Origin of the sequence: Thermococcus sp. 21S7 (genome assembly GCF_012027615.1) — an archaeon.
Taxonomy (GTDB): domain Archaea; phylum Methanobacteriota_B; class Thermococci; order Thermococcales; family Thermococcaceae; genus Thermococcus.
Genome location: NZ_SNUT01000004.1, coordinates 114,416 through 140,883, shown reverse-complemented (window position 1 = coordinate 140,883; position 26,468 = coordinate 114,416). Strand labels below are relative to the sequence as shown.

Annotated in this window: 26 protein-coding genes; 14 read left to right on the top strand and 12 right to left on the bottom strand. The window is 55.6% G+C overall.

Annotation, left to right across the window (positions count from 1 at the left end):
- Positions 1 to 256 precede the first annotated feature (256 nt).
- Positions 257 to 1,339, top strand: coding sequence for an ATP-binding protein (locus E3E51_RS07800; RefSeq protein WP_167912552.1), 1,083 nt, complete (start codon positions 257 to 259; stop codon positions 1,337 to 1,339).
- A gap of 191 nt (positions 1,340 to 1,530) precedes the next feature.
- On the opposite strand, the gene E3E51_RS07795 is transcribed toward E3E51_RS07800, so the two are convergent.
- The 3 genes from E3E51_RS07795 to E3E51_RS07785 all read right to left on the bottom strand — a co-directional run bounded on the left by E3E51_RS07795 (position 1,531) and on the right by E3E51_RS07785 (position 4,619).
- Positions 1,531 to 2,673, bottom strand: a complete 1,143-nt coding sequence (locus E3E51_RS07795) for an RNA ligase (RefSeq protein ID WP_167912551.1) — start codon at positions 2,671 to 2,673, stop codon at positions 1,531 to 1,533.
- Positions 2,674 to 2,817: 144 nt separating this feature from the next.
- Positions 2,818 to 3,366, bottom strand: coding sequence for a 50S ribosomal protein L16 (locus E3E51_RS07790; RefSeq protein ID WP_088179840.1), 549 nt, complete (start codon positions 3,364 to 3,366; stop codon positions 2,818 to 2,820).
- A gap of 89 nt (positions 3,367 to 3,455) precedes the next feature.
- The gene (locus E3E51_RS07785; RefSeq protein ID WP_167912550.1) at positions 3,456 to 4,619 is read right to left on the bottom strand and encodes an MFS transporter; all 1,164 of its coding nucleotides are present in this window, start codon (positions 4,617 to 4,619) and stop codon (positions 3,456 to 3,458) included.
- A 165-nt stretch (positions 4,620 to 4,784) separates the two neighbouring features.
- On the opposite strand from E3E51_RS07785, the gene E3E51_RS07780 reads away from it, so the two are divergent.
- Together E3E51_RS07780 and E3E51_RS07775 are read left to right on the top strand one after the other, a co-directional pair.
- Complete coding sequence (locus E3E51_RS07780) at positions 4,785 to 5,939, top strand: alanine--glyoxylate aminotransferase family protein (protein WP_167912683.1); 1,155 nt, start codon at positions 4,785 to 4,787, stop codon at positions 5,937 to 5,939.
- A 29-nt stretch (positions 5,940 to 5,968) separates the two neighbouring features.
- Entirely contained in the window at positions 5,969 to 6,754 is a 786-nt protein-coding gene (locus E3E51_RS07775) for a hypothetical protein (protein ID WP_167912682.1), read from the top strand.
- On the opposite strand, the gene E3E51_RS07770 is transcribed toward E3E51_RS07775, so the two are convergent.
- Entirely contained in the window at positions 6,747 to 7,328 is a 582-nt protein-coding gene (locus E3E51_RS07770; RefSeq protein WP_167912549.1) for a Flp pilus assembly complex ATPase component TadA, read from the bottom strand. The two genes, E3E51_RS07775 and E3E51_RS07770, sit on opposite strands and share 8 nt — an antisense overlap.
- A 199-nt stretch (positions 7,329 to 7,527) precedes the next feature.
- On the opposite strand from E3E51_RS07770, the gene E3E51_RS07765 reads away from it, so the two are divergent.
- Together E3E51_RS07765 and E3E51_RS07760 are read left to right on the top strand one after the other, a co-directional pair.
- Complete coding sequence (locus tag E3E51_RS07765; RefSeq protein WP_167912548.1) at positions 7,528 to 8,430, top strand: asparagine synthetase A; 903 nt, start codon at positions 7,528 to 7,530, stop codon at positions 8,428 to 8,430.
- A 107-nt stretch (positions 8,431 to 8,537) separates the two neighbouring features.
- Positions 8,538 to 9,716 carry an aminotransferase class V-fold PLP-dependent enzyme gene (locus E3E51_RS07760; protein ID WP_167912547.1) on the top strand — a complete coding sequence of 393 codons (1,179 nt, stop codon included), beginning with the start codon at positions 8,538 to 8,540 and terminating at the stop codon, positions 9,714 to 9,716.
- Positions 9,717 to 9,725: 9 nt separating this feature from the next.
- On the opposite strand, the gene E3E51_RS07755 is transcribed toward E3E51_RS07760, so the two are convergent.
- The 4 genes from E3E51_RS07755 to nuoE all read right to left on the bottom strand — a co-directional run bounded on the left by E3E51_RS07755 (position 9,726) and on the right by nuoE (position 16,369).
- Positions 9,726 to 11,105, bottom strand: a complete 1,380-nt coding sequence (locus tag E3E51_RS07755; protein WP_167912546.1) for an ATP-binding protein — start codon at positions 11,103 to 11,105, stop codon at positions 9,726 to 9,728.
- Between the two features lie 144 nt (positions 11,106 to 11,249).
- A complete protein-coding gene (locus tag E3E51_RS07750) occupies positions 11,250 to 14,108 on the bottom strand; it encodes an NAD(P)-binding protein (RefSeq protein WP_167912545.1) in 2,859 nt (952 codons plus the stop codon).
- 1 nt (position 14,109) lies between these two features.
- Positions 14,110 to 15,912, bottom strand: a complete 1,803-nt coding sequence (gene nuoF / locus E3E51_RS07745) for an NADH-quinone oxidoreductase subunit NuoF (RefSeq protein WP_167912544.1) — start codon at positions 15,910 to 15,912, stop codon at positions 14,110 to 14,112.
- Positions 15,905 to 16,369, bottom strand: a complete 465-nt coding sequence (nuoE, locus tag E3E51_RS07740) for an NADH-quinone oxidoreductase subunit NuoE (protein ID WP_167912543.1) — start codon at positions 16,367 to 16,369, stop codon at positions 15,905 to 15,907. Before nuoE ends, nuoF begins: the two co-directional genes overlap by 8 nt.
- Before the next feature lie 167 nt (positions 16,370 to 16,536).
- On the opposite strand from nuoE, the gene shyB reads away from it, so the two are divergent.
- From shyB to E3E51_RS07700, 8 genes are all read left to right on the top strand, one after another.
- Entirely contained in the window at positions 16,537 to 17,541 is a 1,005-nt protein-coding gene (gene shyB, locus E3E51_RS07735) for an NAD(P)-dependent hydrogenase/sulfhydrogenase 2 subunit beta (protein ID WP_167912681.1), read from the top strand.
- Positions 17,538 to 18,413 (top strand): NAD(P)-dependent hydrogenase/sulfhydrogenase 2 subunit gamma, encoded by an 876-nt coding sequence (gene shyC / locus E3E51_RS07730; RefSeq protein ID WP_167912542.1) that lies wholly within the window; start codon positions 17,538 to 17,540, stop codon positions 18,411 to 18,413. The genes shyB and shyC overlap by 4 nt, the downstream gene beginning before the upstream one ends.
- Positions 18,410 to 19,150, top strand: coding sequence for an NAD(P)-dependent hydrogenase/sulfhydrogenase 2 subunit delta (gene shyD, locus E3E51_RS07725; RefSeq protein WP_167912541.1), 741 nt, complete (start codon positions 18,410 to 18,412; stop codon positions 19,148 to 19,150). Before shyC ends, shyD begins: the two co-directional genes overlap by 4 nt.
- Positions 19,147 to 20,394: an NAD(P)-dependent hydrogenase/sulfhydrogenase 2 subunit alpha gene (gene shyA / locus E3E51_RS07720; protein ID WP_167912540.1), complete on the top strand. Its 1,248-nt coding sequence runs from the start codon at positions 19,147 to 19,149 to the stop codon at positions 20,392 to 20,394. Before shyD ends, shyA begins: the two co-directional genes overlap by 4 nt.
- 123 nt (positions 20,395 to 20,517) lie before the next feature.
- Positions 20,518 to 21,201, top strand: coding sequence for a DUF257 family protein (locus tag E3E51_RS07715; protein ID WP_240924284.1), 684 nt, complete (start codon positions 20,518 to 20,520; stop codon positions 21,199 to 21,201).
- Entirely contained in the window at positions 21,188 to 21,847 is a 660-nt protein-coding gene (locus tag E3E51_RS07710) for a DUF257 family protein (RefSeq protein ID WP_167912539.1), read from the top strand. Before E3E51_RS07715 ends, E3E51_RS07710 begins: the two co-directional genes overlap by 14 nt.
- A 4-nt stretch (positions 21,848 to 21,851) precedes the next feature.
- Positions 21,852 to 22,172: a tRNA-binding protein Pbp11 gene (gene pbp11 / locus E3E51_RS07705; protein ID WP_167912538.1), complete on the top strand. Its 321-nt coding sequence runs from the start codon at positions 21,852 to 21,854 to the stop codon at positions 22,170 to 22,172.
- A gap of 9 nt (positions 22,173 to 22,181) precedes the next feature.
- The gene (locus E3E51_RS07700) at positions 22,182 to 23,027 is read left to right on the top strand and encodes a TatD family hydrolase (RefSeq protein WP_167912537.1); all 846 of its coding nucleotides are present in this window, start codon (positions 22,182 to 22,184) and stop codon (positions 23,025 to 23,027) included.
- Here E3E51_RS07700 and E3E51_RS07695 read toward each other — a convergent pair.
- The 3 genes from E3E51_RS07695 to rtcA all read right to left on the bottom strand — a co-directional run bounded on the left by E3E51_RS07695 (position 23,003) and on the right by rtcA (position 24,887).
- Positions 23,003 to 23,323, bottom strand: a complete 321-nt coding sequence (locus tag E3E51_RS07695; protein WP_167912536.1) for a nucleotidyltransferase domain-containing protein — start codon at positions 23,321 to 23,323, stop codon at positions 23,003 to 23,005. The two genes, E3E51_RS07700 and E3E51_RS07695, sit on opposite strands and share 25 nt — an antisense overlap.
- Positions 23,298 to 23,711, bottom strand: a complete 414-nt coding sequence (locus E3E51_RS07690; protein WP_167912535.1) for a HEPN domain-containing protein — start codon at positions 23,709 to 23,711, stop codon at positions 23,298 to 23,300. Before E3E51_RS07690 ends, E3E51_RS07695 begins: the two co-directional genes overlap by 26 nt.
- A gap of 147 nt (positions 23,712 to 23,858) precedes the next feature.
- A complete protein-coding gene (gene rtcA, locus E3E51_RS07685) occupies positions 23,859 to 24,887 on the bottom strand; it encodes an RNA 3'-terminal phosphate cyclase (protein WP_167912679.1) in 1,029 nt (342 codons plus the stop codon).
- Between the two features lie 89 nt (positions 24,888 to 24,976).
- Between rtcA and E3E51_RS07680 the strand changes: the two genes are divergently transcribed.
- The gene (locus E3E51_RS07680; protein ID WP_167912534.1) at positions 24,977 to 25,567 is read left to right on the top strand and encodes a hypothetical protein; all 591 of its coding nucleotides are present in this window, start codon (positions 24,977 to 24,979) and stop codon (positions 25,565 to 25,567) included.
- On the opposite strand, the gene E3E51_RS07675 is transcribed toward E3E51_RS07680, so the two are convergent.
- Complete coding sequence (locus E3E51_RS07675) at positions 25,548 to 26,396, bottom strand: hypothetical protein (RefSeq protein ID WP_346765959.1); 849 nt, start codon at positions 26,394 to 26,396, stop codon at positions 25,548 to 25,550. The genes E3E51_RS07680 and E3E51_RS07675 overlap by 20 nt on opposite strands.
- Between the last annotated feature and the right edge of the window lie 72 nt (positions 26,397 to 26,468).

Below are 26,468 nucleotides of genomic sequence, written 5' to 3'. Positions count from 1 at the left end.
TCAATTATAGCTCCTCTCAAAGAGTTCCTCCTTTTTGACGCCCTTCGGGCGTCGATTAAAGTTGAACTCCATTTAAAATGCAAATTAACGAGAATGGAATTCACAGTAACTCCAGTGTTCGTTTCTTAAGGGAATCCTACCCAATCTGACGATTTAAGAGGAACCACTAACTTTGATGAAACTTTGCGAAGGCAAAGTTTCCGGGGAAAGCCTTTTAACTTGCAGGGGTGCAAGTAACTTGTGGGGGTGCAAGTTAATGCTGTTTTCACCTTACCCAAAGACTAAGAAGGAAGAACTCTTTGACAGGGAGAGGGAACTCAAGGAGCTTGAAGAGGCCGTGAAAAGGGGAGAACGGCTAATCCTCCTTCTTGGCCTAAGAAGGCTTGGAAAGAGCTCACTCCTCAACGTAACACTCAACGAGCTCACCTACCCCTCAATAAAAGTCGATGTGAGAAAAACCTACTCCGAGTTCTCATCTGTCAACAGGTACGTAATCGGGAAGATGCTCCTTTCAGGGATGAGCGGAAGGAAAAAACTAGTTGAAGAGGCAAAGCTTTTTCTTGAGAGGGTCCGGGGAGTAAGCGTTTCCAGACTCAGGCTGGAGATAACCTCAAAAGACTTCTCAATAACCGAACTCTTAGAAGCGCTCAACGAATACGGAGAAAAATCCGGGAGGGTCATCATAGCCTTCGATGAAGCCCAGTATCTGCGCTTTGGAGGGGCCACAAGGTACGATGGGATTTTGGCTTACGCAACGGACAATCTCGAAAACCTAACCTTCATCCTAACTGGCTCCGAAGTTGGCCTTCTCTTAGACTTCCTTAAGTTCGATGATCCGGAGGCACCGCTTTTCGGCAGATACCACCACGACGTAACCTTAGATAGATTCAGCCCGGAGATGAGCGCTGAGTTTCTGAGAAAGGGATTTGATGAAGCCAACTTCAACGTGAGCGGACGGGAGATTGAAGATGCCGTGGGAGAGCTCGACGGGATTCCAGGCTGGCTGGCCCTCTACGGATATACGCGGGTCACAAGAAAGCTTGGACACGAAGAGGCCCTAAATGAAGTTCTGAGAGAGGCCAAGAGTTTAATCCAAACCGAGCTGTCGAAGCTCTTCGCCTACAGTCCGAGGTACAGGGTCATTCTCAGGGCAATAGCCCTTGGATATTCACGGTGGAAGGACATCAAGGACTATTTAACGCTCAAGCTGGGCTACATCAATGATTCGAACTTTTCAAAGCTCCTCGAAAACCTCGTGAAGTCGGACTACGTGGAGAAGAGAGAGGGCAGGTATATCATCCCCGACCCCGTGCTTAAGAGGGTGTTCCGAGAGCTCTAACTTACACCCCGCAAGTTACTTGTAGGGGTACAAGTTAAATTGACTAACCGCTCATTAGCACTAAGCTGGATTAGTATCAGAGCTTAATCTGCCGAATCTCAAGGTGGGAATCAAGTATGCGGACAAACTTTCAGCCTGTGAGGATTACCCTGCCAAGATAATCCCCACCGGAATAATTTTTGAAGCATTGCTCAGTCCACGAAAGCCCTGCCGTTCCACAGCTCCCTCATCTCGCGCGTGGCGTCGGGATAAACCCTCTTGAAGGTTATCCTCCAGTAGCCGTTGCCCAAGTCCTCTATGTCTTCGATGTGGATTTTCACGCCGAGCCTCTCGAAGTGGGTCACCATTTTGTGGGCGGTGCTTATGCTCTTCACCCTCACCGTGAAGACCTCCTCGACCTCGCCGCCGTTGGCAACTTCGTGGATGCTCTCGACGAACGGCCTGAGGAGGGCCTTTCCAAGGGCTTTCGCATACTCGTCGAACTCCTCGCCCTTAACGTGCTTTTCGGCCAGGTAGAACGCGAGGCGCTTAATCCTCCCCATGAAGTAGCCGTGCGGCAGGTCGAAGAATATGTGGGAGCCTATCCTGACGTCGTTGATGTTGGCGTACGGCGTTACGTACTTCGCGATTCTCTTCATGTCGGGCGTTTTCATGACGATGCCCTCTCTCCTCTCCCTGCTGAGCCTTTCGATCAGCTCATGCAGCTCATCAATTTTCGAACGGTCGTAGAGGCCAAAGCGCCCCACCTGAGGAATCCCGTACTCCTCCGCGAGCTTATACCTCTCTTCCACTGGAAGGCTTCTCCCCGTTCCCTTCTCCTGGATGTCAAACAGGAAAAACTCTATGTCCTTCTTAACGTAGGGCGGCCCCTCGACGATGTACGGGCTTTCGGGCCCGGCCATCTCTCCAGCAAGGACTAGGTTTGGGTAGTCCCTGAAGAACTCCCCGTTTATGAAGTCGAGTATCCGCTCCGTCGTGAAGGGGCAGACAAAACCTCCCCTCGTGAGGGCAAGAACCCTATCCTTCACCTTCACGACACGGACGTTGTAGCCGTCCACCTTCTCCTCAACGTAGAAGGGTTTGTTCTTGAAGACCCTCCTGATACCGCTCTCCAGCTGGACGACGCGCTTTATGTGGGGGAACCCCAGAACAACGTCGCCGTTCTCAAAGACAACGGTTCCGCGCCGGAAGCCCTTGGCGGAATCGCGGAAGCGAACGTACCTGATGCCTTCGACTTCACCCTCCACAACCCCACCCTTGCCCTCAAGGACCGTCAGCCTGTCCTCGGGAACGCCGAGCTTGAGAAGCATGGCCTTGAAACCTGAGCTTACCATCATCCCACCAGTCTAAGTTGGACGGCATCGTTAATAATTATTATGAATTATTATGAACATACGATAAAAACATCGGCCAGGTGGCGGAACACACGGGCATGAAAATGTAGAAGAAGGCAATAGTGCGCGCTTCAGCGTTGCGCTTCAGCGCTTCATGGTGGAGAGAACCTTGCTGGTGATGTCGTTGCCTTCCTTGTCGTAGATTCTGTAGTATGCGCTGTAGGGGAGCTTCATCTTGGCCCTGTGCATGGCGCCGAGGGCGAACTTGAGGTGGTTCTCGTTCACCCAAACGGTGAGTATCTTCTGGTCCTTCTTGACGCGGGCGGCGAGACCTATCGGCTTTCCGAAGGGCCTCCTCATACCGTTTCCGTAACGGTCGGCCTTCCTTCCGGTGGCCATCGGGTTCTCTCTAAGCACCTGGAACGGGTAGACCCTTATCTTGAAGTGGAAGTTGCTCCTTCCGACGTTCTTCTGGAGGTACCTGTTCACCTGGATACGAATGGCCTCCAGGGCGTTCTGCCTTATCTGCATGGCCTGCTCGGCATGAAGGCTGACCTCGTACTGGAATTCAGCCGAAAGGTTGCCCATGTCGAAGATCGTTATCTTCGGACCTGGCGCACCGCGTATGTATTCCCTCCTCGTGTAAGCGGGCTTGTCAACGTCCCTATCAATCTTGGCTGGTCTCAGTCCCATACTCTCACCTCCAAATGAGCGTAAGCTAAGCCTAAATTTAGGCGAGTGCTCTCTTTTATAAAAGTTTTGGAGTTTCCGTCAAAGGGCACTTACTTCCCACCGCCTTTAAGCTTAACGCTCTGCCAGAGCAGGGCTATCGAAACAGGCGTGAATGCCAGCAGGGCTAGGTTGAGCGTTACAGCCCCGTGAACTTCCCCGAGCGAATAAGCAAAGCCGAACAGCATCCCCCCGAAGAAGGTCGAGAGGTTCTGGACGCCGTTGACGCCACCAATGGCCAGGGAGGAGCGGTGGTAGCTCGCCAGAACCTTTCTGGAAATCGGTCTGAAGCTCTGGAAGGCGAAGAGTGCAAGGAATATTCCCAGGAAAACCGTCGGAGCGGTCTTTACTGCCGCGAGGAGCGGCGAAAGTGCTGCCATTATGGACGTGAGCAGAACCATCCGCCTCTCGCTCCTCACGTCGGCGAGCCAGGAGACGCCGTAGCTGAGCATCGCGGCGAGAAAGCCCGCCCAGCCGATGAGCGTTGCGGTCGTTGCCTTCTCCATACCCAGGGCCTCGGAGACGTAGACATAGGTTATCTCGCCGGACGTGAAGGCCACTATCACCGCCATCAGCGAGGCAATGATTAGAACCCTCTTGGGTTCGAGGCTCGGCTTTTCACCGTCCAAGCGCTTCCTCTTGGGCGTTATTCTATCGTAGAGGAGGACGTAGCTGGCCACCATTATCAGGCCGGTCAGGATAAAGAACGCGGAGGAAATCCACATCTGGCCGCCCAGCCCGAGGTCTATCGTGTAGGCGTAGACGTAGTTTCCGAGGAGGGAAGCGATGCTGCCGAAGAAGAAGTAGACCGCGGTAACCCTTGCCCTTATTTCCTTCGGGGTGGCCACGGCTATGACGAACTGCGCCATCGGCCAGCTCAGACCGTTGAGAAAGCCGTTGAGGAGCTTTATCCCGGCGACCTGGAACCACGTCGAGGTCAGGGGGTAGAGCTGAACCGCCAGGGCGTTTCCCATCATAGCCACCGCACCGATATAAACGAGCCTCTTGCCCCTTTCGAGCATCAGCCCGCCGAAAACCGAGGAAAACGCCCTCGCGAGCACGAAAGACATCGAGACTATGGAAACGGAGAGCATCGAAGCCTTGAGTATATCGCGCGTGTAGAACGCTATGGCGGGGGTGGCGAGGCGAAAGGCTATCGTCCCGGTGAACGCCGAGACTATGAGAAGGACTATTCCAGCGAGGCGTCTTCGTTCCATCAGACCACCTTCTAAGCGTTAGGGCGAAGCTTTTAAAAGTGTTGACCATGCCGAAGATTTTTCAACCATCGACGGAATAAATGAGCGGGACTTCAACCAATCGGTGCACAATGCCATCGAACCCTTTTTATATTTAGCCTTCAAACTCCCGCCGAGGTGATGCTGATGGAACTCAGGTTCGAAATGGAGTATGAAGAGGCCTACAGGGAGGTTTACGAGCTCGTCAAGCCGAAGTACAGGCTCTTTACCGCCGGTCCAGTTGCATGCTTCCCAGAGGTTCTCGCGATAATGAGCGTCCAGATGTTCAGCCACCGCTCGGCCGAGGCAAAGGAGGTTCACGTTGACACCCTCAGCAGACTCAGGGCTTTTCTCGAAGCCGAGAAAGGCGAGATAATAATGTTCCCCAGCTCCGGAACCGGCTTCATGGAGGCTGCCGTGAGAAACACCGTGCCGAGGGGAGGAAAAGTTCTCGTCACGACCGTGGGAGCCTTTGGAGACAGGTTCGCCGAGGTAGTCAACTCCAACGGCAGGGAAGCGGTCATCCTGAGGAAGGAGCCGGGCTACGCCGTCAAGCCGGAGGAGCTCGACGAGGCCCTCAGAAAGAACCCCGACGTCGTTGCGGTGACCATAACCTACAACGAGACCTCAACCGGTGTCCTCAACCCGCTCCCCGAGCTGGCGAAGGTCGTTCACGAGCACGACAAGCTGCTCTTCGTCGACGCCGTTTCAGCCATGGGCGGCGCGGACATCAAATTTGACAAATGGGGTCTAGACATGATATTCGCCAGCTCCCAGAAGGCCTTCGGCGTTCCGCCGGGGCTTGCTGTCGCGGCTGTGAGCGAGAGGGTCTTTGAAATAGCCGAGAAGATGCCGGAGCGCGGCTGGTACTTCGACCTGCCGCTCTACAAGAAGTTCAACGGCAAGAAGAAGGGAACCCCCTCAACTCCCCCGCTCCCGCAGATATTCGGCCTCAACGTCGTGCTCAGGATAGTCGAGAAAATGGGCGGCAAGGATGCCTGGCTTGGAATGTACAAGAAGAGGAGCGAAACCATTCGCGAGGGCGTCAAGGAGATGGGACTCGGCGTTCTGGCTGAGCCCGGCTACGAGAGCCCGACGATAACCGCTGTCGTCGTCCCCGAGGGAATGAAGGGCGTCGACGTCTACAACGCCATGCGCGAGCGCGGCTTCGAGCTGGCCAAGGGCTACGGAAGCGTTGCCGAGAAGACCTTCAGGATTGGAAACATGGGCTACATGACCTTCGAGGACATCGAGGAGATGCTCGCCAACCTCCGCGAGGTCATAGAAAAGCTTAAGGGCTGAGCTCCCTTCTTTTTATTATAGTGGATGTCATGGTCTCGAAGAAGTGGATAACCGCCTGGCTCATCCTGAACTTCCTAATCTTCTGGTTCGTTGGACTGGCCTCAAGCGGCTATTCCCTCGAAGGCTACATGCCCGGGGAGAGCGAGAAGATTGACCTCTACACCCCAATCGTTTACACGGCCCCCGAGGACAGACCGGTGGGAATACTCTACATGGTGGACTACGACGGCGTTCTCTACTACTACATCGTCTGGGAGGATGAATACTTCAGCAACTCACTGATAGACAAGCTCTACCGCTTCTTCCGAGGCCTCGTTTACGGGGGCGCGACGCAGGACATAGAGGTAGTGAAGGTTAACCCCGAGAACGGCACCTTCTACTTCCAGACCTACGAACACACCGATGTCAACGGAAAGCTCCTGGAGAACGGGAGCTGCCTGTGGGTGGATGAGAACGAGGTCATTCCGAACTGCACGGTCAACGGAACCCACATCAACGTCTACGTCGTAACCTGGAACCACATGCTGTCCCTAATCCCCGCCGAAGGCACCGAGAGGGCGGTTCTGCCCATGAAGCACATGACCCCCAACGACTACGTTGCCCTCGGAATGTTCAGGAGGACGCAGAGAACGATAGCGGGCGTCGCCGTTAACTCCCTGCTTCTGGCGGTTGTGGCTACCCTCGCCTTCAACGGCATCATGTACGCCGCGTGGAGAAAGGGCTACCTCACGAGGGAAGGGCAGAGAAAGGTCAGAAATGAGATAAGGGATGGCTGGAGAAAGTTAAAGGAGCGGCTCAAAAAGCGCTCTAAATAACGGGCCTGAGCTCCCCGTTTTTTACCTCGTATACCCGGTTTATCCTCTTCATCCCGGTTCTCCAGTCCCTCTTGAGCTCCACGACGATGTCAAACTTGTCGAAGGTTTCGCCGCTTATCCTGAGCCAGTGCCTGACCTCACCCTTTATGTCGTCGGTGAGGGCGAGGGATGTCACGATGAAGGCGTAATCGTCTATAAGCTCGCGGAATATCCTCGCGGCGTCAACGGTGTGAAGGGTGTCGATGACGACGTAGTCTGGATTCAAGGCTTTGATTTTTGAGATAACGTCCGAAGTGCGCCTCTCAAGGGGCTGGCTGTCGAACTGAGTATCTATGACGACGATGTTTGGCTTGAAGGGCTTGAACTCGCCGTAGGCGGTTATAACGGCAACCTTCCAGTCACCGGGTATGAAGTGCATCAGCGCCTCAACGAGCTTGGTCTTTCCGGAGCGGCTGGAACCAACCACGAGGATGTCCTTCTTGGAGAGAACCGCGTTCTTCAGAACCTCAAACTGCTCCTCGGTCGCGGCACCGTAGCGTATCAGGTCCTCAGGCGTGAATATGTACACTCCCATGCTTTACCACCATACAAGGTTCTCGGCTGGCGTTATAACGCTATCGCCGATGGACTTTGATAAACGTCAAATAAAGCGCAGTGTATTGTCGTATATCCAAAAATCACTGCAGTTAAATGTCATATCTTGCCCAAAATCCAAAAGTTTTTGCACAAAGGCCATAAAGGGGAAAGTACGTGACAAAAAGTAGGTGGTAGATATGAACGCTCTCCAAATTGTGACCAGAAAAATTGAACCGGTCATGGAAGTACAGACGAGAGTGATTGACTATATGACAAGATACATGGTGGGCGAGGGCTTTAAGTGGATGCTCCCCGTGATGCTCAGCTCCATCACAGACCCCCTCTGGCCCGATCCGGCCGCAGAGGAGGCTCTCAGACCGCCCGAGGTCGAGGTCTACGGTTCGAGGCTGAGGCTGACCCACAGCATGATACTCCATAAACAGATGGCGGTGGCGATGGGTATAGATAAGCTCTTCATCCTCTCGCCGAACGTGAGGCTTGAGGGACGTTCAGCTGACGACGGAAGGCACGCCTACGAGTTCACCCAGCTCGACTTCGAGATAGCCTACGCCAGTATGGACGACGTGATGGGCCTCATCGAGGGCCTCATCAGCGGTCTGTTCAGGGAGGCGAGGAGCTGGGAACTTGAGAGGGAGGTGCCCAGAGTCAAGCCGCCCTTCAAGCGCTTCACCCTGGAGGAGATAAAGGAAGAGTTCGGGGACGAGGACGAGGCCAGCAACGCCATGGAGGAACCCTTCTGGGTTACCGATATTGAGAGGGAGTTCTACGACAGGGAAGACCCTGAGAGACCGGGGCACTTCAGGAACTACGACCTCTACCTGCCGGAGGGCTACGGAGAAGTCTCAAGCGGCGGCGAGAGGGAATGGGAGTACGAGGTCATAGTGAGGAAGATGAAGAGAGCGGGGATAAGCCTTGAGGCGTTCAGACCTTACATCGAAGTGGCGAAAGCCGGCCTCCTGAAGCCCAGCGCAGGGGCGGGAATCGGCGTCGAGAGGCTGATCCGCTACATGGTGGGGGCAAAGCACATAGCGGAGGTGCAACCGTTCCCTAGGATCCCGGGCGTTCCAGCGGTCATCTGAGAAGGTTACATTTTTCTTTTGAAAGCCTCGCCCTTTACGGCGGGGAGGAGGTCAGCTCTCTCGAAATCCATTTAAACGATTCGTTTCTTATTTCTTCGGGGGTTTCTATGAGGAGGAGTCTGTTTCCAGCACTGGGAAAGTTTAAGGCATACCTCAACACCGCAAGCCTCGGCCTGATGCCAGCAACCGCGGTTCTCGAAGCAACAAAGCTCCTCGACGACGTTATCGAGTTCCACGGGGAAGTCAACTCGGTCGACTACATGGACGAGGTCGTTCTAAAGCCGCTGTTGGACGAGGCGGCGAGGCTGATGAGGGTTAACCCGGAAAACGTCGGCCTCTCAATACAGACCACGGAGGGCCTCAGGAGGATTCTGATGGCACTTGAACCCAAGAGGGGAGGGAACATCGTCTCTCTCGATACCGAGTTTCCAACCGTGCCCGCGCTCCTCAAGAGCTACTCAAAGAGATTTGGCCTCAAGCTGAGGGTCGTTGAGAACAGGAATGGAGTCCACAGCATGGAGGACATCGAAAAGGCCATAGACGACGACACATTTGCGGTGGTCCTAAGCTCCGTCAACTGGGTCACCGGACAAAGGCTCAACCTGAGGGAGCTTTCACGGGCTGCCCACGAACACGGGGCCTGGCTGATAGTTGACGCAGTCCAGCACCTTGGAGCCATGCAACTGTTCCCGGAGAGGGAAGGCGTTGATGCGCTCTCGGCGGGCTCTGAGAAGTGGCTAATCAGCCCGGACACGGGGGCAGGTCTGATATACGTCTCGGACGAACTCTTAGGGGAGGCCAAGCCGATAACTGGATTACTCAACAACGAACCGCCGACGGGTGAATGGGGGCTCTGGTGGGGCCTGCCGGAGAAAGATCCCTGGGGCGAGCTGAAACCTGCTGGAGGCATCAAAAAGCTCGACTTCGGCGGAGGGCCGCCGTACCTCATAGCCGCAGCATTCAGGGCCTCGCTGAGGCTGATAAACGAGATAGGCATCGAAGAGATAGAGCACCACAACCTCAGGTTAGCGGGCAGGATAAGGGACGAGGTTCTAAGTGCGGGCCTTGAGGTTCTCGCGGAGGGCTCACCGATAGTCACGATAAAGACGGGATTGAGCTACGAGGAAGAGGAGAGGCTGTACGGAAAGCTCGCCGCGGAGGGAATCTCGGTCAGCCACCGCGGCGTTCTCGGACACTACGGGATAAGGGCTTCACCGCACCTGTACAACACGCATGAGGACGTTGAGACCTTCCTTGAGGCGCTGTTCGGGGGTATGGGAGAGTAAAGAAATGCGTCACAAGGGGAAAATGTCGTTGAAGTCTTCCAAATCCCATACAAGCCAGCCCTCGTCTTCCAACTTTTCTTTTCCCTCAATGCTCTTTGCCACTAGCCCGTAGCTTTTCTCCCATCCATCAAGCCCCACTAACTCTGCTTTCCTCTCCAAGTCCTTCAAAATTCCCCTCGCTTCCCTCTGGCCCAGGTCCTTCCACTTTACCTCGACAAGCAAAGCCTTCCTTTCCCACTCGTTCAAGGCAACCAAATCAATCTCCTCTCCCTTTCTCCACCAGCGACCTATCTTTGTAAACCTGAAGGGAAGCTTTCCAGCCCTGTTCAGCCCAATCAGGATTTGTCTCGCCACGTCCTCAAACGCAAAGCCAAGGTAGTGGTTAAAGTCCCGCCCAAAATCCTCAAGGGCCCCATCTGAAAATCCACTCTCAATCTCCTCGAAGTATGGGGCGATAAACCTGAACCAGAAAGCGAAGTAGAGGTCTTTGAACCGGTAGACCCCCCGCTTTGCCCTTCTCCCAACCGGCAATTCTCGCCGCAGAATCCCGAGGTCTTCGAGAATCCTGAGGTAGCGCGCCGTGTTCTTCGGCTCAATAAAGGAATACTGGGCGATTTCGTTGACGCGCGTCTTCCCCCTCGCGAGGGCTTCAAGTATCGTGTAATAGGTCTCTGGCTCCCTGAACTCCTCCTCAAGCAACTCCTTCGCCTCGCGAAAGAGGAAGGCGTTTGGGTCGAAGAAGTTCTGTATTATTTCACGCTCAACGTCTTTCCCGTTGAAAAGCTCAAGGTATCTCGGGACGCCCGAAGTTACCGCGTAGAGCTTTACCGAATCTTCTGGGGTCAAGCCCGAAAACCACTCGAAGAGGTGCCTGAAGCGAAGGGGCTGAAGGTTGAGCGTCGCGTCGCTCCTCCCGTAGAGCGGGCTTGAGTAGTCGAAGAAGCTCCTCTTTAACAGTCCAACGGACGATGCTGAGAGGACGAGCATAACACTGCTTTCGGAAAGAACCTCGTCAACGATGCTCTGGAACTCGGCCTCGACTTCTGAGTAGCGGAGCAGGTAGGAGAACTCGTCGAGGAAGACCACAAGCCTGCCCTTAGCTTGAGACGCGATGAAGCGGAACGCATCGGTGAACGTCGAGAAATTCGGGGTTGGAATCCCGAAGTGCTCCCCGATGGCCCTGTTGAACTTCGCGAGGTTGTACTCCCACACCCTTTTTTCGAACTGAACTGCTATCGCCTCTTTGTCCCTCAGAAACTCGCGAACGAGACGGCTTTTCCCAATTCTCCTCCTTCCTGTGACGAGAACGAGTGTGAAGCCATCCTGTCTATAAAGCATTTCAAGTGTTTTGAGCTCCCCTCCCCTGTCCACAAATTTTCGAATCTTCATAATATAATCGCAAGTCGAAATACATAAAAAGGTTTCGCTAAATCCATTCGGAGTTATTCAAATTTAGGTTAGTCCCTCTCACTGCTCCACACAAAACATACTTCAGGAGTATGATACTCCAGAGCAAGTCATAAAAAATAAAAATCACGAGAAAAGCTCCAGCGGCGAGTAGCCTTCCATTGCCCTCTCCATTTTCAGCTCCATTCCGAAGGCGTTGGTGACGGTTCCGCTCTTCTCGGCCCACACCCCCGCCGGGACCACAAGTACGTCGCCCTTCAGGTCCTCCACCGGCCTTCCGATCACGACGTAGGCCCCGCTCTCCGGGATTCCCCTTATTCCTGCCTTCAGCAGTCCGGCGGCGTTGACCCACTCGTGGAGGATCAAGGTTGGAACGTCGAGCGGTTCAGCTGGTCCCTCAAGTATCGCAACGTCGTAGCCCTCCTCGACGATTTCCTTGCCCTTCAGGAGTATCTTGAGCAGCGGGAACTTCTCCGGGTCTGCCTTCAAGAGAACCCTCTTGGCGTTCCTTATGTCGTCCAGCGTGGCCGTGGAGAGGCCTCCGCTCACGGTCGAGCCTACGGGAATGCCCTTCTCCTCAGCGAAGGCTTTGAGCCGGGCGATTTCCTCGTTCGTCAGCTCCGGTGTTAAGATCAGGGCGTAGCTCCTCTCGGAGAGGAACTTCTTGGCCTCTTCCCAGCTCACGGGCTCGCCGTTGAGGAGCGGCCCGGCGAGGTCTTCGGCCCATGGCCTGGCGAAGCGGCAGTAGTCGCAGAGGTGGCCGTTCCAAGAACCCTCCACCCTCGAAGCCCTTACGAGCATGCCATCGTAGACCTCCACGTTCATCTCACAGGCGAAGGAACAGCCGTTACAAACGGTTTTGACGGGCTTCGTCTTCCAGGGCCCGGGCTTGACGAAGGGAAGCTTCTCGGTTATTGCCCCAACCGGACAGAGGTCTATCATCTCCCCGATGAACCTGCCCTCCACCTCTCCGAGGCTCTCCCCGAGCGGCGGTGAGATTCTCGTCTTGAATCCGCGGAACAGGTAGTCGAGGACTCCCTCTCCAGCAACCTCGTGGGTGAAGTTGACGCACTGGCCGCAGAGAACGCACTTGTTGTTGTCGAGCGTCACCCACGGGTGGCTCTCGTCGATTTCGAACTTGTTCTGCTCCCCCTCAAAGGCGTACTGTTCGGCACCGTAGAGCGTGGCGTACTCCCTCAGCTTGCAGCGGAAGACCTCCATACAGCCGCAGCTCATACAGCGTTTCGCTTCTTCAAGAACCTGCTCCTCGGTTAGGGCCGGCTCGACCTCCTCGAAGGTTCTCTTCCTCTTCTCCGGATCGAGGAGCTTCACCTTCGCCCTCGGCTTTCTTTCAACGCTCTCGTAGTCCTTCTCGGTGACCCTCTTCCAGTGGTTGTAGGGCCTGAGGTCGAAGAGAACTCTATACAGGTCATCGTCGCTTAGGACTTCCTCGATGTGCTTCTCGGGCTCGGTGAGAACGGCTTTAGCCTTCTCCAGCTTGCCTTTAAGATACAAGTCTATCATTATCGCGGCCCTTCTTCCGGTGGCTATGCTCTCGATGACCGTTGACGGCCCGAGAACGAGGTCGCCACCGGCGAAGACGCCGGGAACGCTCGTCTGGAGCGTCACCTCATCGACGAGGGCCTTTCCGCGCTTCGCCTCGATGCCGAGGCTCTTCAGGAACTCCTCGTCGCAGTACTGACCTATGGCGAGGATAACGTTGTCCGCTTTGACTTTAAACTCCGAGCCCTCAATCGGTATCGGCCTCCTCCTTCCGCTGGCGTCCGGCTCGCCGAGGCGCATCTTGATGAGCTCTACCTCCTCGACCTTCCCGTCTCCGATAACCTTCACCGGGTTTGTGAGGAACATGAACTCGACGCCTTCCTCCATCGCCTCTTCAACTTCCCTCTCGTTGGCGGGCATCTCTGCTTTCGAACGGCGGTAAACGACGGTAACCTTTGCACCGAGTCTAAGAGCCGTCCGAGCAACGTCCATGGCGGTGTTTCCGCCGCCGACTACTATGACGCGCTCCCCGAGCTCGACCTTCTCGCCCATATTGACCTTCCTGAGGAACTCTATACCGTGCATCACTCCCTCAAGCTCCTCGCCCGGAATCCCCATCTTTCTGCTTCTCCACGCTCCGACACCGAGGAATACGGCATCGTACTTCTCGCGGAGCTCCTCAAGGGTTACGTCCCTTCCGAGGGCGGTGTTGGTCTTCACCTCTATGCCCGTGTTGATTACGGTCGCTATGTCCTTGTCGAGCACATCCCTCGGCAGCCTGTAGGGTGGAATACCGTAGCGGGTCATTCCGCCGAGCTCCGGCATCGCCTCAATTATCGTAACCTCGTGACCCATCGTCCTGAGGTAGTAGGCGCACGCTAATCCAGCGGGCCCGCCTCCGACGACGGCTATTCTCTTTCCGGTGGAGGGCGGAATCTCGGGCATCCACGGGCCGTGCTCAAGGTCGTAATCTGCCGCGTATCTCTTCAGCTGCCTTATCGCGAGGGGCTCCTCCACGAGGTTTCTCCGGCAGGCGTCCTCACAGAAGGCCGGGCAGACCCTTCCGAGCACGGCCGGCAGGATGTACTTCTCCTTCATCAGTTTGACCGCCTCGTGGTACTTGCCCATCGCTATGAGCGCGAGGTATCCCTGGACGTCGCTGTGGGCCGGACAGCCGTCCTGACAGGGGCCGATACAGTCGCCGTAATGATCCGAAAGTATGAGCTCAAGTGCAGTCTTCCTCATCGAAACGACTTCGTCGCTGAGGGTCTCCAACTCAAGCCCTTCCATCGGCTTGAGGGTGCACGAGGTGGTGACTCCCCTCTTGGTGGAGACGAGACAGAGCCTGCAGGAGCCGTAGGGGTCAATTTCGCCACTGTAACAGAAGCCGGGAATGTGCTCCCCAATTTCACGGAGGAAGTCTATGAGCGGCTTTCCTTCCGGAGCGTCGATTTCCTTCCCGTTGACTATGATTTTTACCATTTCACTCACCCCCCGCATCGACTATCTCTATGGCGTTGAACCGGCACACCTCGTAGCAGGTTCCGCACTTGATGCACTCCTCCTGGTTGATGACGTGGGGCTTGAGCCTCTCGCCGCTTATCGCCTTCACAGGGCAGAATATGGCACACGCCGTACAGCCGGTGCACCTGTCGGTGATGATGACGTACCTGATGAGCGGCTTGCAGACCTTGGCGGGGCATTTTCCTTGGATATGGGCAAGGTATTCGTCCCTGAAGTAACGGATGGTCGTTAGAACGGGATTCGGAGCCGTTTGGCCAAGGCCACAGAGCGAACCGGCTTTGACCTGATATGCGAGCCGTTCGAGCTTTTCGAGGTCTTCCTCCGCTGCCTCGCCCTTGGTGAACTTGTCGAGGATCTCCCACATCCTTTTGGTACCCAAACGGCAGAAGGTGCACTTTCCGCAGGACTCCTTCACCGTGAAGTCGAGGAAGAACTTGGCGACGTCAACCATACAGGTGTCCTCGTCCATGACGACCATTCCGCCGCTCCCCATTATCGCGCCGGTCGCGTTCACGCTCTCGTAGTCAACGGGCGTGTCGAAGAGGTACTCGGGGATGCAGCCGCCCGAGGGCCCGCCGAGCTGGACGGCTTTGATCCTCTTGCCGGTCTTCGTCCCGCCGCCTATCTCGTAGAGTATCTCCCTCAGCGTCATTCCCATCGGAACCTCAACGTTTCCGCCGTGCTTTATCTTGCCCGACAGGGCGAAGACTTTGGTGCCCTTGCTCTTCTCGGTCCCTATCGAGGCGTAGGCCTCCCAGCCGTGCTTGATTATCCACGGCACGTTCGCCCACGTTTCCACGTTGTTGATGTTGGTGGGCTTGCCCCAGAGACCCTTCTGGGCCGGATAGGGCGGCCTCGGCCTCGGCATTCCGCGCTTGCCCTCTATAGAGGCTATCAGAGCAGTCTCCTCACCGCAGACGAACGCTCCGGCTCCTTCCTTGATGACGATGTCGAAGGAGAACCCGCTTCCGAGGATGTTCTCGCCGAGGAAGCCCCTCTCCCGCGCCTGCTTCAGCGCTATCTTCAGCCTCCTTATGGCGAGCGGGTACTCTGCTCTCACGTAGATAAAGCCCTTTGTAGCCCCGATCGCGTAGGCGCCGATTATCATGCCCTCAATGACGCGGTGTGGGTCGCCCTCAAGGACGTTCCTGTCCATGAAGGCTCCGGGGTCGCCCTCGTCGGCGTTGCAGACTATATACTTCACGTCTCCCTTGGCCTCCCTCGCGAACTTCCACTTCAGACCGGTCGGAAATCCTGCGCCGCCCCTTCCGCGAAGCCCAGACTTGGTGATGACGTCTATTATCTCCTCGGGCTTCATTTTGAGGGCCTTTTTGAGGGCTTCATAACCACCGGCAGCAATGTACTCGTCGATGTTCTCGGGGTCTATGTAGCCGGAGTTTTCGAGCACTATCTTCCTCTGCTTGGAGAAGTAGCCATCAACGTCCCAGGTTTTCCTCTCGCCGTTCTCCCACCAGTCGCGCTTGACTATCCACTCCTCTATGGGCTTTCCGTTGATAACGTGCTCCTCTATAATCCGGGGGACCTTCTTGGGGTCGACGTGGCCGTAGGTGATTATCTCATCATCAGTGATGATGTCCACGAGGGGCTCCCGGTAGCACATACCGACGCAGCCTACTATCTTGAGCTTGACATCAATGCCCCTCTTCTCAAGCTCGGCCTTTATGGCCTCGTAGGTTTCCCTCGCGCCGGCAGCTATTCCACAGGAGTTCATGCCGACCGCTATGGCCTTGATTTCAGACATCGAGCTTCCCCTCCCTGAGCTTTCTCATCAGCTTCCTGACTTTATCGGGCGTGAGCTTGCCGAAGACCTTGTCGTTTATCATTATGACAGGCGCCAAGCTGCAGCATCCGAGACAGGCGACGCGCTCCAGCGTTACGAGGCCGTCCTCCGTCGTCCCCCCCTCTTCAATTCCAAGCTCCTCTGTTATGGCCTGGGATATGTTCACGGCGCCGTTTACGTGGCAGGCCGTGCCGTGGCAGATTTTCACGACGTATTTTCCGAGGGGTTCAAACCTGAACTGGGCGTAGAAGGTCGCCACGCCGTAGACCCTGCTGAGCGGAATTCCGAGGTAGTTCGCAATCTCCTCCAGGGCCTCTCTTGGAAGGTAACCGAAGCGCTCCTGGGTTCTCTGGAGAAGAGGGATTAGAGAACTCGGTTCCGGAGGATAAGAACGCATGTAATCGAACGAGGCTTCCATCTTGCATCACCGCAAGGATTTTTCGGAAAAGTTTCAACGTTAATGTTTATAAGCGTGCACTAAAGTACAAGTTTGTAACATCTGGTTGGCAACCATTTGTTTGAAAAATTCTTAAATCAATTCTTTACAAACTTAAAATTGCAAGCCCATTCGAGGCGGTGATGCCCTTGAGATACATAAAACTACCTTCCGAAAACTTTGAGAGGTTCTTCAAGTCACTTGAGGCCTGGGGTACCCTGTATGCCCCGGTAAAGAAGGGCGGCATCTATTCTTTCCAGGAAGTCCACGACCCGGCGGAGGTGGCGCGGGACTACAACAGAACCATGCTCCCGCCGAAGAAGTTCTTCTTCAGACCAAAGGAGGCCATTCTCAGGCTGAAGAACGGCCGCTGGGAGGAAGAAGTCGAAGCAGAACCGATGGTTCTCTTTGGACTCCATTCCTGCGATATCCACGGTCTTAAGATACTCGACAAGGTGTACCTTGACGAGCCTGCCGACCCGTACTACAAGAGCAGGCGCGAAAAGACCTTAATAATAGGAATAAGCTGTATGCCCGACGAGTACTGCTTCTGCAAGAGCCTCGGAACGCACTTCGCAATGGACGGCTTTGACCTGTTTCTTCACGAGCTTCCCGACGGCTGGCTGGTCAGAATCGGAAGCGTCCGCGGTCACGAGATAGCCTGGGAGAACGGTGAGCTGTTCGAGGAGGTGACCGACGAGGACCTCGCCAACTTCAAGGAGTTCGAGGAGAAGCGCGCGAAGGCCTTTCAGAAGGAAGTCCCCCAGGAAGGCCTCGCCGACATGCTCGATTTAGCGTACAACAGCCCGGTGTGGAAGAAGTACGCCGAGATATGCCTCGCCTGCGGCAACTGCAACATGGTCTGCCCGACGTGCCGCTGCTACGAGGTCTGCGACAGCTGGATGGACGCATACAGCTCGGTGCGCGAGAGGCGCTACGACTCGTGCTTCATGGAGAACCATGGACTCGTCGCTGGAGGCCACAACTTCAGGCCCACGCGATTGGACCGCTTCAGGCACAGATACTACTGCAAGAGCTATTTTGACCCCACCGCAGGCTACAACTGCGTCGGCTGCGGCCGCTGCGATGAGTTCTGCCCGGCGAAAATAGAGCACGTTAAGGTTCTTGAGGAGGTAAGGGGGTCCCTGAAATGAGCGAGAACCCGTACCAGACGTACGACGCAAGGATTCTCGAAGTGAAGGACTTAACGTCGAGGGAGAAGCTCTTCACACTGCGCTTCCTCGACCCCGAGGTTGAGGCCAAGTTCAACTTCAAGCCGGGGCAGTTCGTCATCGTTGACATCCGCGGCTTCGGAGAGTTCCCGATAAGCATCTGCTCCTCACCCACAAGGAGGGGCTACCTCCAGCTCTGCATCAGAAAGGTCGGCAGGATGACCAAGTTCGTCCACAAGATGAAGGAAGGGGACGTCGTGGGAATCCGCGGGCCCTACGGAAACGGATTCCCCATGGAGAAGATGGAAGGCTCAAACCTAATCCTTGTCGCGGGCGGTCTCGGAATGGCACCCCTACGCTCGGTGCTCTGGTACGCCATCGACACCGGCAAGTACGAGAACGTCTGGCTGCTCTACGGAACCAAGGCCTACGAGGACATACTCTTCCGCGACGAGATAATACACCTCCTGAAGCACGGCGAGGCCATGAACTGCTCGGTAAAGCTGGCGTACGAGGTTGAGAGCCCATCGTGCATCTACCTCGAACAGGGTTTCTCGGACAGGGTGTGCAAGGGTGTCGTCACCGACCTATTCAGGGGAGAGGAGTTCGACGTTAACAACACATACGCCCTCATCTGCGGCCCGCCGGTCATGTACAAGTTCGTCATAAGGGAACTCCTCGACAGAAAGCTCTCACCGGGCAGGATTTACATGACCCTGGAGAGGCGCATGCGCTGCGGTGTCGGCAAGTGCGGCCACTGCGTCGTCGGAACCAGCGTCTCCATGAAGTACATCTGCCAGGACGGCCCGGTCTTCACCTACTGGGACGCTCTCTCCACGAGGGGGTTGATATGATGGACAAGCTCAAGCTGGGGGTTTTCGAGCTTACCGACTGCGGCGGCTGTGCCCTCAACATGCTCTTCCTCTACGAGAAGCTCTTCGACATCCTCGAATTCTACGAGATAACCGAGTTTCACATGGCGACGAGCCTCAGCGAGGGAAACCACTACGACGTCGCCCTCGTAACTGGAACCGTCTCGACCCAGCGCGACCTGAACCTGCTCAAAGAGGCAAGAAATCACTCCGAGTACCTCATCGCCCTCGGAACCTGCGCAACCCACGGCTCTGTTCAGGCGAGCGTTGAGCGCCCCATCAGGGAGAAGCTGAAGGCAGTCTACGGGGACGAAGGCAACCCGATGCGTGCCCTCGACTCCAAACCGGTCGTCGAATACGTAGCCGTTGATTTTGCCCTGCCCGGCTGCCCGTACGACAAAAACGAGGTCTACCAGGTGCTCATGGACATAGCCAAGGGCATCGAGCCCGTCAGGAAGGACTACCCCGTCTGCCTTGAGTGCAAGCTCAACGAGTACGAGTGCGTGCTGGTAAAGAAAGGCCTTCCGTGCCTCGGTCCGATAACCTACGGCGGCTGCAACGCCGTCTGCGTGCGCTCGGGTCTGGGATGCATCGGCTGCCGCGGTCCGTTGCCAGGCGAGGTGAACCCCGCCGGGGAGTACGAGATACTCAAGGACCTCGGCTACGATGACGAGTACATTGTAAGGAAGTTCAAGACCTTCGCGAGGTGGGAGCCATGATAATCGAACTCCGCGAGTTCACGCGCGTTGAGGGCAACGGAAAGGCCGAGATAGTCATCGAGGACGGCGAGGTAAAGGACGTCAGGCTTAAGATCATCGAAGGGCCGAGATTCTTCGAGCTTCTGACCCTTGGAAGGCACTACTACGACGTTCCTGACCTTGAGGCTAGGATATGCGCCATCTGCTACCTCTCCCACAGCGTCGCTTCCGTCCTAGGAATCGAAAGGGCCTTCGGCGTTGAGGTTCCGGAGGAGATAGCCCTCATCAGAGAGCTCGGACTCATAGGCGAACTGCTTGAGAGCCACGCGCTGCACCTGTACCTCCTCGTTGCGCCGGACGTGTTCGGCTACCCCGACGCCATAAGGATGGCCACGAAGCACGGGGAGCTGGTGAAGGAGGGCCTCGCCCTGAAGGCCTTCGGCAACAGGATAAGGGTGATGGTAGGCGGCAGGGAGATACACGGAATAAACGTCAAGCCCGGCGGCTTCGGCAGGTATCCAACGGTGGAGGAGCTTGAGAGGGTGGAGAAGGAAAGCGAAGCCCTCCTCAGGCTGGCAAGGAGAGCGGTGAGGCTCTTCGCCCAGCTGGAGCCCTACGGCGCCCAGGCGAGGCACTTCGTCGCCACCGACGGCTACCTCTGGGGTGAAAAGCTGGTCTCTGACGAGGAAGGGGAGTTCCACTACACGGAGAGGATAGAGGAGCGCTCCTTAGTTTACAGCTTCGCCAAGCAGAGCCGCTACAAGGGTGAGGCGTTCTTTGTTGGGGCGCTGCCGAGGCTGCTCCTCAAGTCGGGGATGCTAACCCCCACAGCAAAGAGGCTCTTCGAAGAGCATCGGGAGAAACTGAAGACCGGCTACGTCAGCTACAACAACCTGGCCCAGGCGATAGAGCTCGTCTACTCCCTTGAGAGGGCAAACGAGATAGCGAAGACCCTTCTCGACAGGGGCATCGAAGGGGAGAACGTCCCTGTTGAGCCCAGGGAGGGCGAGGGAATAGGCTACGTCGAGGCCCCGAGGGGTGTTCTGATACACCACTACAGGATAGACGGCGAGGGCAAGATCTCATACTCCAATATAATCACACCAACCGCGCTGAACCACGCGATGATGGAGACCAGCCTACTGGAGGAGGCGGGGAAGCTGTACGGCGAGGCCGACGAAAGGGCGATGATAGGAAGGCTTGAGGAGACCGTCAGGGCGTTCGACCCGTGCATCTCCTGCTCCGTGCACCTGGTGAAGCTCTGACGATATTTCGTTACATATTTTTATTTTGAAACCCCCAATCCGGAAGAGTCAGATTTGTTGAGCACCAATAGCTTTAAACCCCAAAGAGTCTATATATTACTGATTAGACATAGAGAGTGAGGGATGCTCATGGAAGGCCTCAACGCACTACTTGCCCTCATAGAAAAGGTGAATCCCGGGGAGATCGTGCTGATTGAGTACCGCCCATCCTACATTCCGGAGTTTCTTACCAAGCTGCTGGTGGAGTATGGGCGAAAGAAGGGCGTCCCAGTTGTTATCGATGATAACTTTGACACCCTGCACGTTATCCAGAAGCACTTAAAGTTCTGGGGGATAGATGAAGACTTCAGAGATGTACTCGTTGTGAAGTCCGGCGGCAGGATGATGGTGGGAAACGTAGTAGCAGAGGTAGAGTTTAGTTCGGAGCCCCTCGTGTATATAAAGAAGTACGAAAAGACATTTAAAGAAGCCGTGTCGGGAGTTGAGAACTCGATAAACATCGTACTCGGCCTGGAGAGACTCTTCGCGTTTATCAACAGCCCAAGGGAGTACTACCTCTTCATAACAGGCCTCCAGAACATGCTAGGAAACCGCAGGAGAAAGGCGTTCTACCTTATAAACGAAAAGATAGCCTCAACGCTGGATTTCAACCCACTCCCAGAGCTGGAGTACATAGCAAGCACTGTCGTTAGGATCACGCCCACACCAACCAGTGCGAGAACGGTCTTCGTGAAGACGCCCATTAGGGAGTTCCTAGGCAGCGAGTTCGAGATTACACTGGAGGTGGTTCTTGATGCTTTCCGCTGAAAGGGCATACGAATACATAGATAAAATGCTCTTCGGGGACGTTGTCTTAGTGGAAAACGAGTCTCCATACGGGGTTGCCCTCGTAACCCATCTGATAGCAGAGTACAGCAGAAGGAAGGGTGTTCCCCTTTATATAAACGATGTCCTAGATTCCCTTCATGTTGTCAAAGAACATCTGAATTTCCTTGGAATCAACGAGGATTTCTCGGACGTATCCGTCATCAAAACTGGGGGACGAAAAAACGTTGGGAACGTAATCAAAAGAATCGGCCTCGACACCGATGCCACCAGGTACATAAACCACCACAAAAGGCTCCTACATGAAATAGCATCGGAAGGGAAGCACATAGCCATCACTCTGGGCATAGAGAGGCTTTTTGCTTTCTTCGGGAGCAGATACGAATTCTATCTAATGACATGGGCGATAAAAGAAAAACTCGGTGAGGGGAACCTTCTCTCGTTTTACGTGATAAACAAGAACATTGCATCAAACCTAAACATGAACCCAATCCCCGAGCTGGAGGAAATAGCCACAACAGTGGTGAGGGTTCAGCTGAGGAACAAGCGGCATGCCCTTGTCTTCGCCAAGGGACCAACCCTCCAGATAGCCGACGGCGACCTGATCGCGTACCTGGACGTCAGGTGATAGCATGGGGATTCTGGAAAAACTGTTCGGAAGGGCCCCCAAGGAAGTCGGGGGCGGGGAATTCATAGCATCCCGAAAACCGGTGGCACGCTTCAGGGTCGAGCAAACGTTGAACATCCTTGGAAAGGAGACGCTCATAGGAACCGTCGAAGGGATAATCTACCCCGGCTACAAGGTCAGGGGAAGGGACATCGCCCCAATTCGAGAAATTCAGAGGGAAAGGAAAAGGGTTGACTTCGCGGTTGACGGGGACAGGGTTGCACTGATCCTTGAGGGGAGGGCAAACGCTAAAAACGGCGAGGTCCTCGAAGTCTACCGGTCATGAGGTGATGGCATGATAATCTGGGACGACCACTTCCACGTTGACCCATACAGGGGGCTCTTTCTTGAGGCTGTGAGGCAGTTCCACGGGGCAGGGGGGACACATCTCGTCGTGGTTTATAAGACGGCCCACGACTACGGCTTCCCGGGACTTACCGCGGAGGACTTCATGAAGGCGATGGACTTCCACATCGGGCTCGTCGAGAAGATCAACAGAGAGACGCCCGTCAGGGCCTACGCCGCCGTTGGTGTGCATCCGGCGGAGTTCGTCCACCTGGCCGAGCGGAAGGGCCTCGAATACGCAAAAAGCGAGGTCATGAAGGCTTTAGAATACGCCCAGAGGCTCTGCCTTGAGGGGAAGGCCATAGCCATAGGTGAGATAGGCAGGCCGCACTACGAGGTGAGCGAGGAAATCTGGAACGCCAGCATCGAACTGATGAAGTACGGAATGAGCCTCGCTAAAGAGGCCGACTGCGCGGTTCAGCTCCACACCGAGAGCTTCGACGAGGAGAAGTTCCGCGAACTTGGGGAGTACGTGAGGGAAGTTGGAATAAAGCCGTACAAGGTCGTCAAACACTTCTCGCCGCCGCTGGTAAAGGTCGCCGAGGAAGTCGGCGTCTTCCCGAGCATCATCGCGAGCAAGAAGAACATCAAGGCGGCGATAGAGCAGGGTAACAGGTTCATGATGGAGACAGACTACATAGACGACAAAAGACGACCGGGAGCGGTTCTCGGGCCGAAGACCGTGCCGAAGAGGACGAAGGCCTTTCTTCAGAACGGCCTCTTTACCGAGGAGGACGTTTACAAGATTCACGTCGAGAACCCGAGAAAGGTCTATGGGGTAGAGGTGGAGGAGTAGAGCACCTTTCCCTCGCTCAGAACCGTTTTTATGAAGCTGTCCTCCCTTCTTTTAAACTCCCTCGACTTTATGACTACAGGACTTATCAGCTCCCCGTATTCGAGGAGGATATCAGTAACAATATTCATCAGCTCATCGAAATCAACGTCACCCACGATAAGGACGTCTATATCGCTCTCCTCGTCGTAGTCTCCCCTTGCGTAGGAGCCGAAGAGCACGATATTTTCAATGGAATGGCCAAATTGATCCTCCACTCTCCTGAGGAATTCATCAAGGGCTGAGGCTTTCTTTCCCATTGGTAATCTCCTCCAATGCTCGTTTTATCCTCTCAAGAAAACGCTCGGCATTTTCGACTACGCTCTCGGCTTCCTCTGTGGAGGGGGCGTAATAAACATCGTAATCTGCTCGTGACCTTAAAGTGAACGCTGACGTTAAATACTTGGCGTAAACCTTCTCAATGAAGCCATCATCCACAAAGTGAAGGCCAAACATCCTCACAACGCCGGAATGCTTTTTGGGATTTACCCCCTTCATTAGAAGCAGAGCTCTTGCCGCATGAAACATAGAATAGTAGGCGCGGCTTATAGCGTCCCTGAGTCTTCCATTCCGGAGAAGTAGCTGGGCGGAGGACAGCTCCTCCTCTGCAAGTTCAATATGCTTAGCGACCTCTTCCGGAACGGCCATCTTCTCACCCTTGTTAAAATGTGGGAGATTGTCCACTTAACATTTTTGCTCAAAACATGCTTCCAAAGAAGTTCTCACCAGAAGGAGGTCCTTCCAAGAAACCATCGCCAAGGGCGCAGAAATCAGAATGAAAAAAGCAGAGAAAAACTAGACCTCCGCCCTCCTCACCACCCCCACAGTCCCCGGCTCGCCGATTTCTCCCTCCACTTCAAAGATTTTGCCGAGGAACTGCTCCACGACCCAGACGTTCGTGACGAGGTGGTTGGTTATCTCCGCAACACCTATCTCCCCACCCGCGAAAGCTAAGAACGGTATCAGCTGGTCGCCGAGGAACCTGTCAACCGCTTTTCCGCCGGTCAGCTGGTCGAGGAGCTCGTCCGCCGCTTCCCTGCCAACAACCTCGGCGGGCTTTCCGCGCTTTCCTAGGGCGTCGCCGCCGAGCCGCAGCGAATCGGTTTCAGCCCACACGACGATGCCGCTTCCCGGCCCGAGGGAGCGTGATACCTCGGTCTCTATCTCGACTGGGACGCTGTAAAGCTCTTCAAGCCTCTCCCTGGCAGCCCTCGCCTGTCTCTCGGCGACGTGGGCCGGCAGATTTGTTGCGTGGCTTATCCCGGCAAAGCGCTCTATCCTACTCCACCCGACGGCCTCCAGGGGTTTCCTCTCCTCCCAAGGCTCGACCCTTCCGGTGACCAGCCCACCGCCCTTCGGGTAGTGGCCGCGCCTCTTGAGATCCATCTCGGCCTTAATCCCCATCTTCCCAAGGGCGTAGAGCGTTACATTCTTCAGGTAATCGACCGGCGGGCTCCAGGGGACGTCGGTTCCGCCGGTTATCTCGAAGCTCCCGCCCGTGAAGGCCATTGCCGGAAGCAGAGCCTGAAGCACGAGGGTTACACTGCCGGCCGTCTTTATGGGAACGCGGACGTGCTTCGGCTCTGCCTTTCCGGGTATGAACTCAAGAACCGTCGAGCCAACCTGCGCACCCTTAACCCTCGCGTTGCTCAGCTCCTTTAAAGCCAAAATTCCGTGGAGGTGCTGCGGTCTGAGACCGGGATTTGGCCGGTTAGCGCGAATCTTGGCGATCTTAACGGGCTTTTCGGTGATGACGGAGAGAGCCACTGCAGTCCTCAGTATCTGCCCCCCACCCTCGCCGTAGGAACCGTCTATCACTATCACCCTTCTCACCGGTATTAGTTTTGGTGGGGCCGCTAAAAACCTTGCCGAAAGGCTTTTACTCCATGGAACGAATTTCAAGCGGTGTGAGTATGGACGAACTTGAGTTCTGCATCAAGAGCATGAGCTATCCGCTGGGCATGTCCATCGAGGGCCTCCGGAGGGAGAGGGGCCGCGTTGCCACGATTTCGGGGGATACGCTGGTTGTGCCGGAAGCTCCCCTGGCGGTCCGGTGCTACCTCACTGCCCTGGCTGTCTTCGCAAGCCTCGACATGGTGGATAGAAAACGCCTGAGCGACGATTACAGGAGGTTCGAAGAGTTCAGGCTGAAGATTCTGGGCTCGGAGCTGGGAAATGCCGTTGGAAGATACCTCCGGGAGCCCTGGGAGCAGATCCGCGTGGAGACCCCAACGTCCATAGACTGGCTGGAGTTCGAGAGGAGGAGGGAAAACGTACGGCCGCACCTCAAAAGACTCGTGGGACTCTGGGAGCGAACCCGGAACCGCTCCGAGTTTCTAGCGGGGGCGGACTTTCTGAGCGAGCTGAGCGTTGACGATGCTTTGCTCTTAAGCTACCTGTCCGGTGAAGCCGGGATCAGGGAGCTCGTAAACGCCGCCCTCGGCAAGCACAACGGGGATTTCCGCGAGATGGTCGTTCGCTACTTCAGAGCCCTCCGAGGTTGAGCCTCACAGCGAGGGAAAGGGCCTCCTCCAGAGAAAGCCGCTTCCGCACCAAGAGAGCCCTGACGAGTCCAGCCAGAGCATCCACGTTTCTCAGGTTCAGTCTCTCCGGGGGGTAGTCCAAGAAACGCTCCGGTTCAACCTTGAAGCCCAGTCTCTCGGACAGCTCTGCCGCGAACTCCTCCACGGTGAGGGGAGGGAGGCGGATGATGGCTGGAAAATCCAGTGAGGAATACTTCCCGGCATCCTTTGTTTCCACGACGATGGAAAAATCCCGGTCCTTTTCAAGCAGTTCACGGACTTCCTTCAGCGGCGGCTCCCGCAGAAGAATCGCGTTCGGTGGGAGGAGTTCCTCCAGCCCGATTCCCCTCAGGTTCTCGACGAGAACATCGACGCCGAGGGAGAGCACGTCCAGCGGCTCGAACTCTGGAACGGGCCCCTCCCGCACATCTTCCCCTTTTTCAGAGGTTATGCGCCGATAGAGGGCCTCACTGACGAGTGTAAACTGGTAGATCCTCTCAACACCCTCCAGGTAGAGAACACCATTGGAGAGGAGTCTGAGGCCCAGCCTGGCGAGGGATGAGCTCAGCTTTTCCTCGCTCTTCGTGGTTATCGCCTTTCTTCCGCCAACTTCCTCAGTTCCTCTGCTGACGAGACGATAGTCGCCGGGGAAGAGACCCTTGGCACTGAAGAACTCCTCAAGGGTCTGCTTTGCCTTCCCCTCGCTGACCGCGTAGACCTTGATGAACTCCACGTTCTCTCCCTTGTCGACCCCTATCAGCACGACGGCATCGCGCCTTTCCTTCGGAATCAGTATATCCTCCATATCCATCGCCGTTCGTTTCTGCTGATTTGATAGTCGAAAAATCGGGAGCGCGGGAAGTTGGGAGGCCTTCAGAGACCC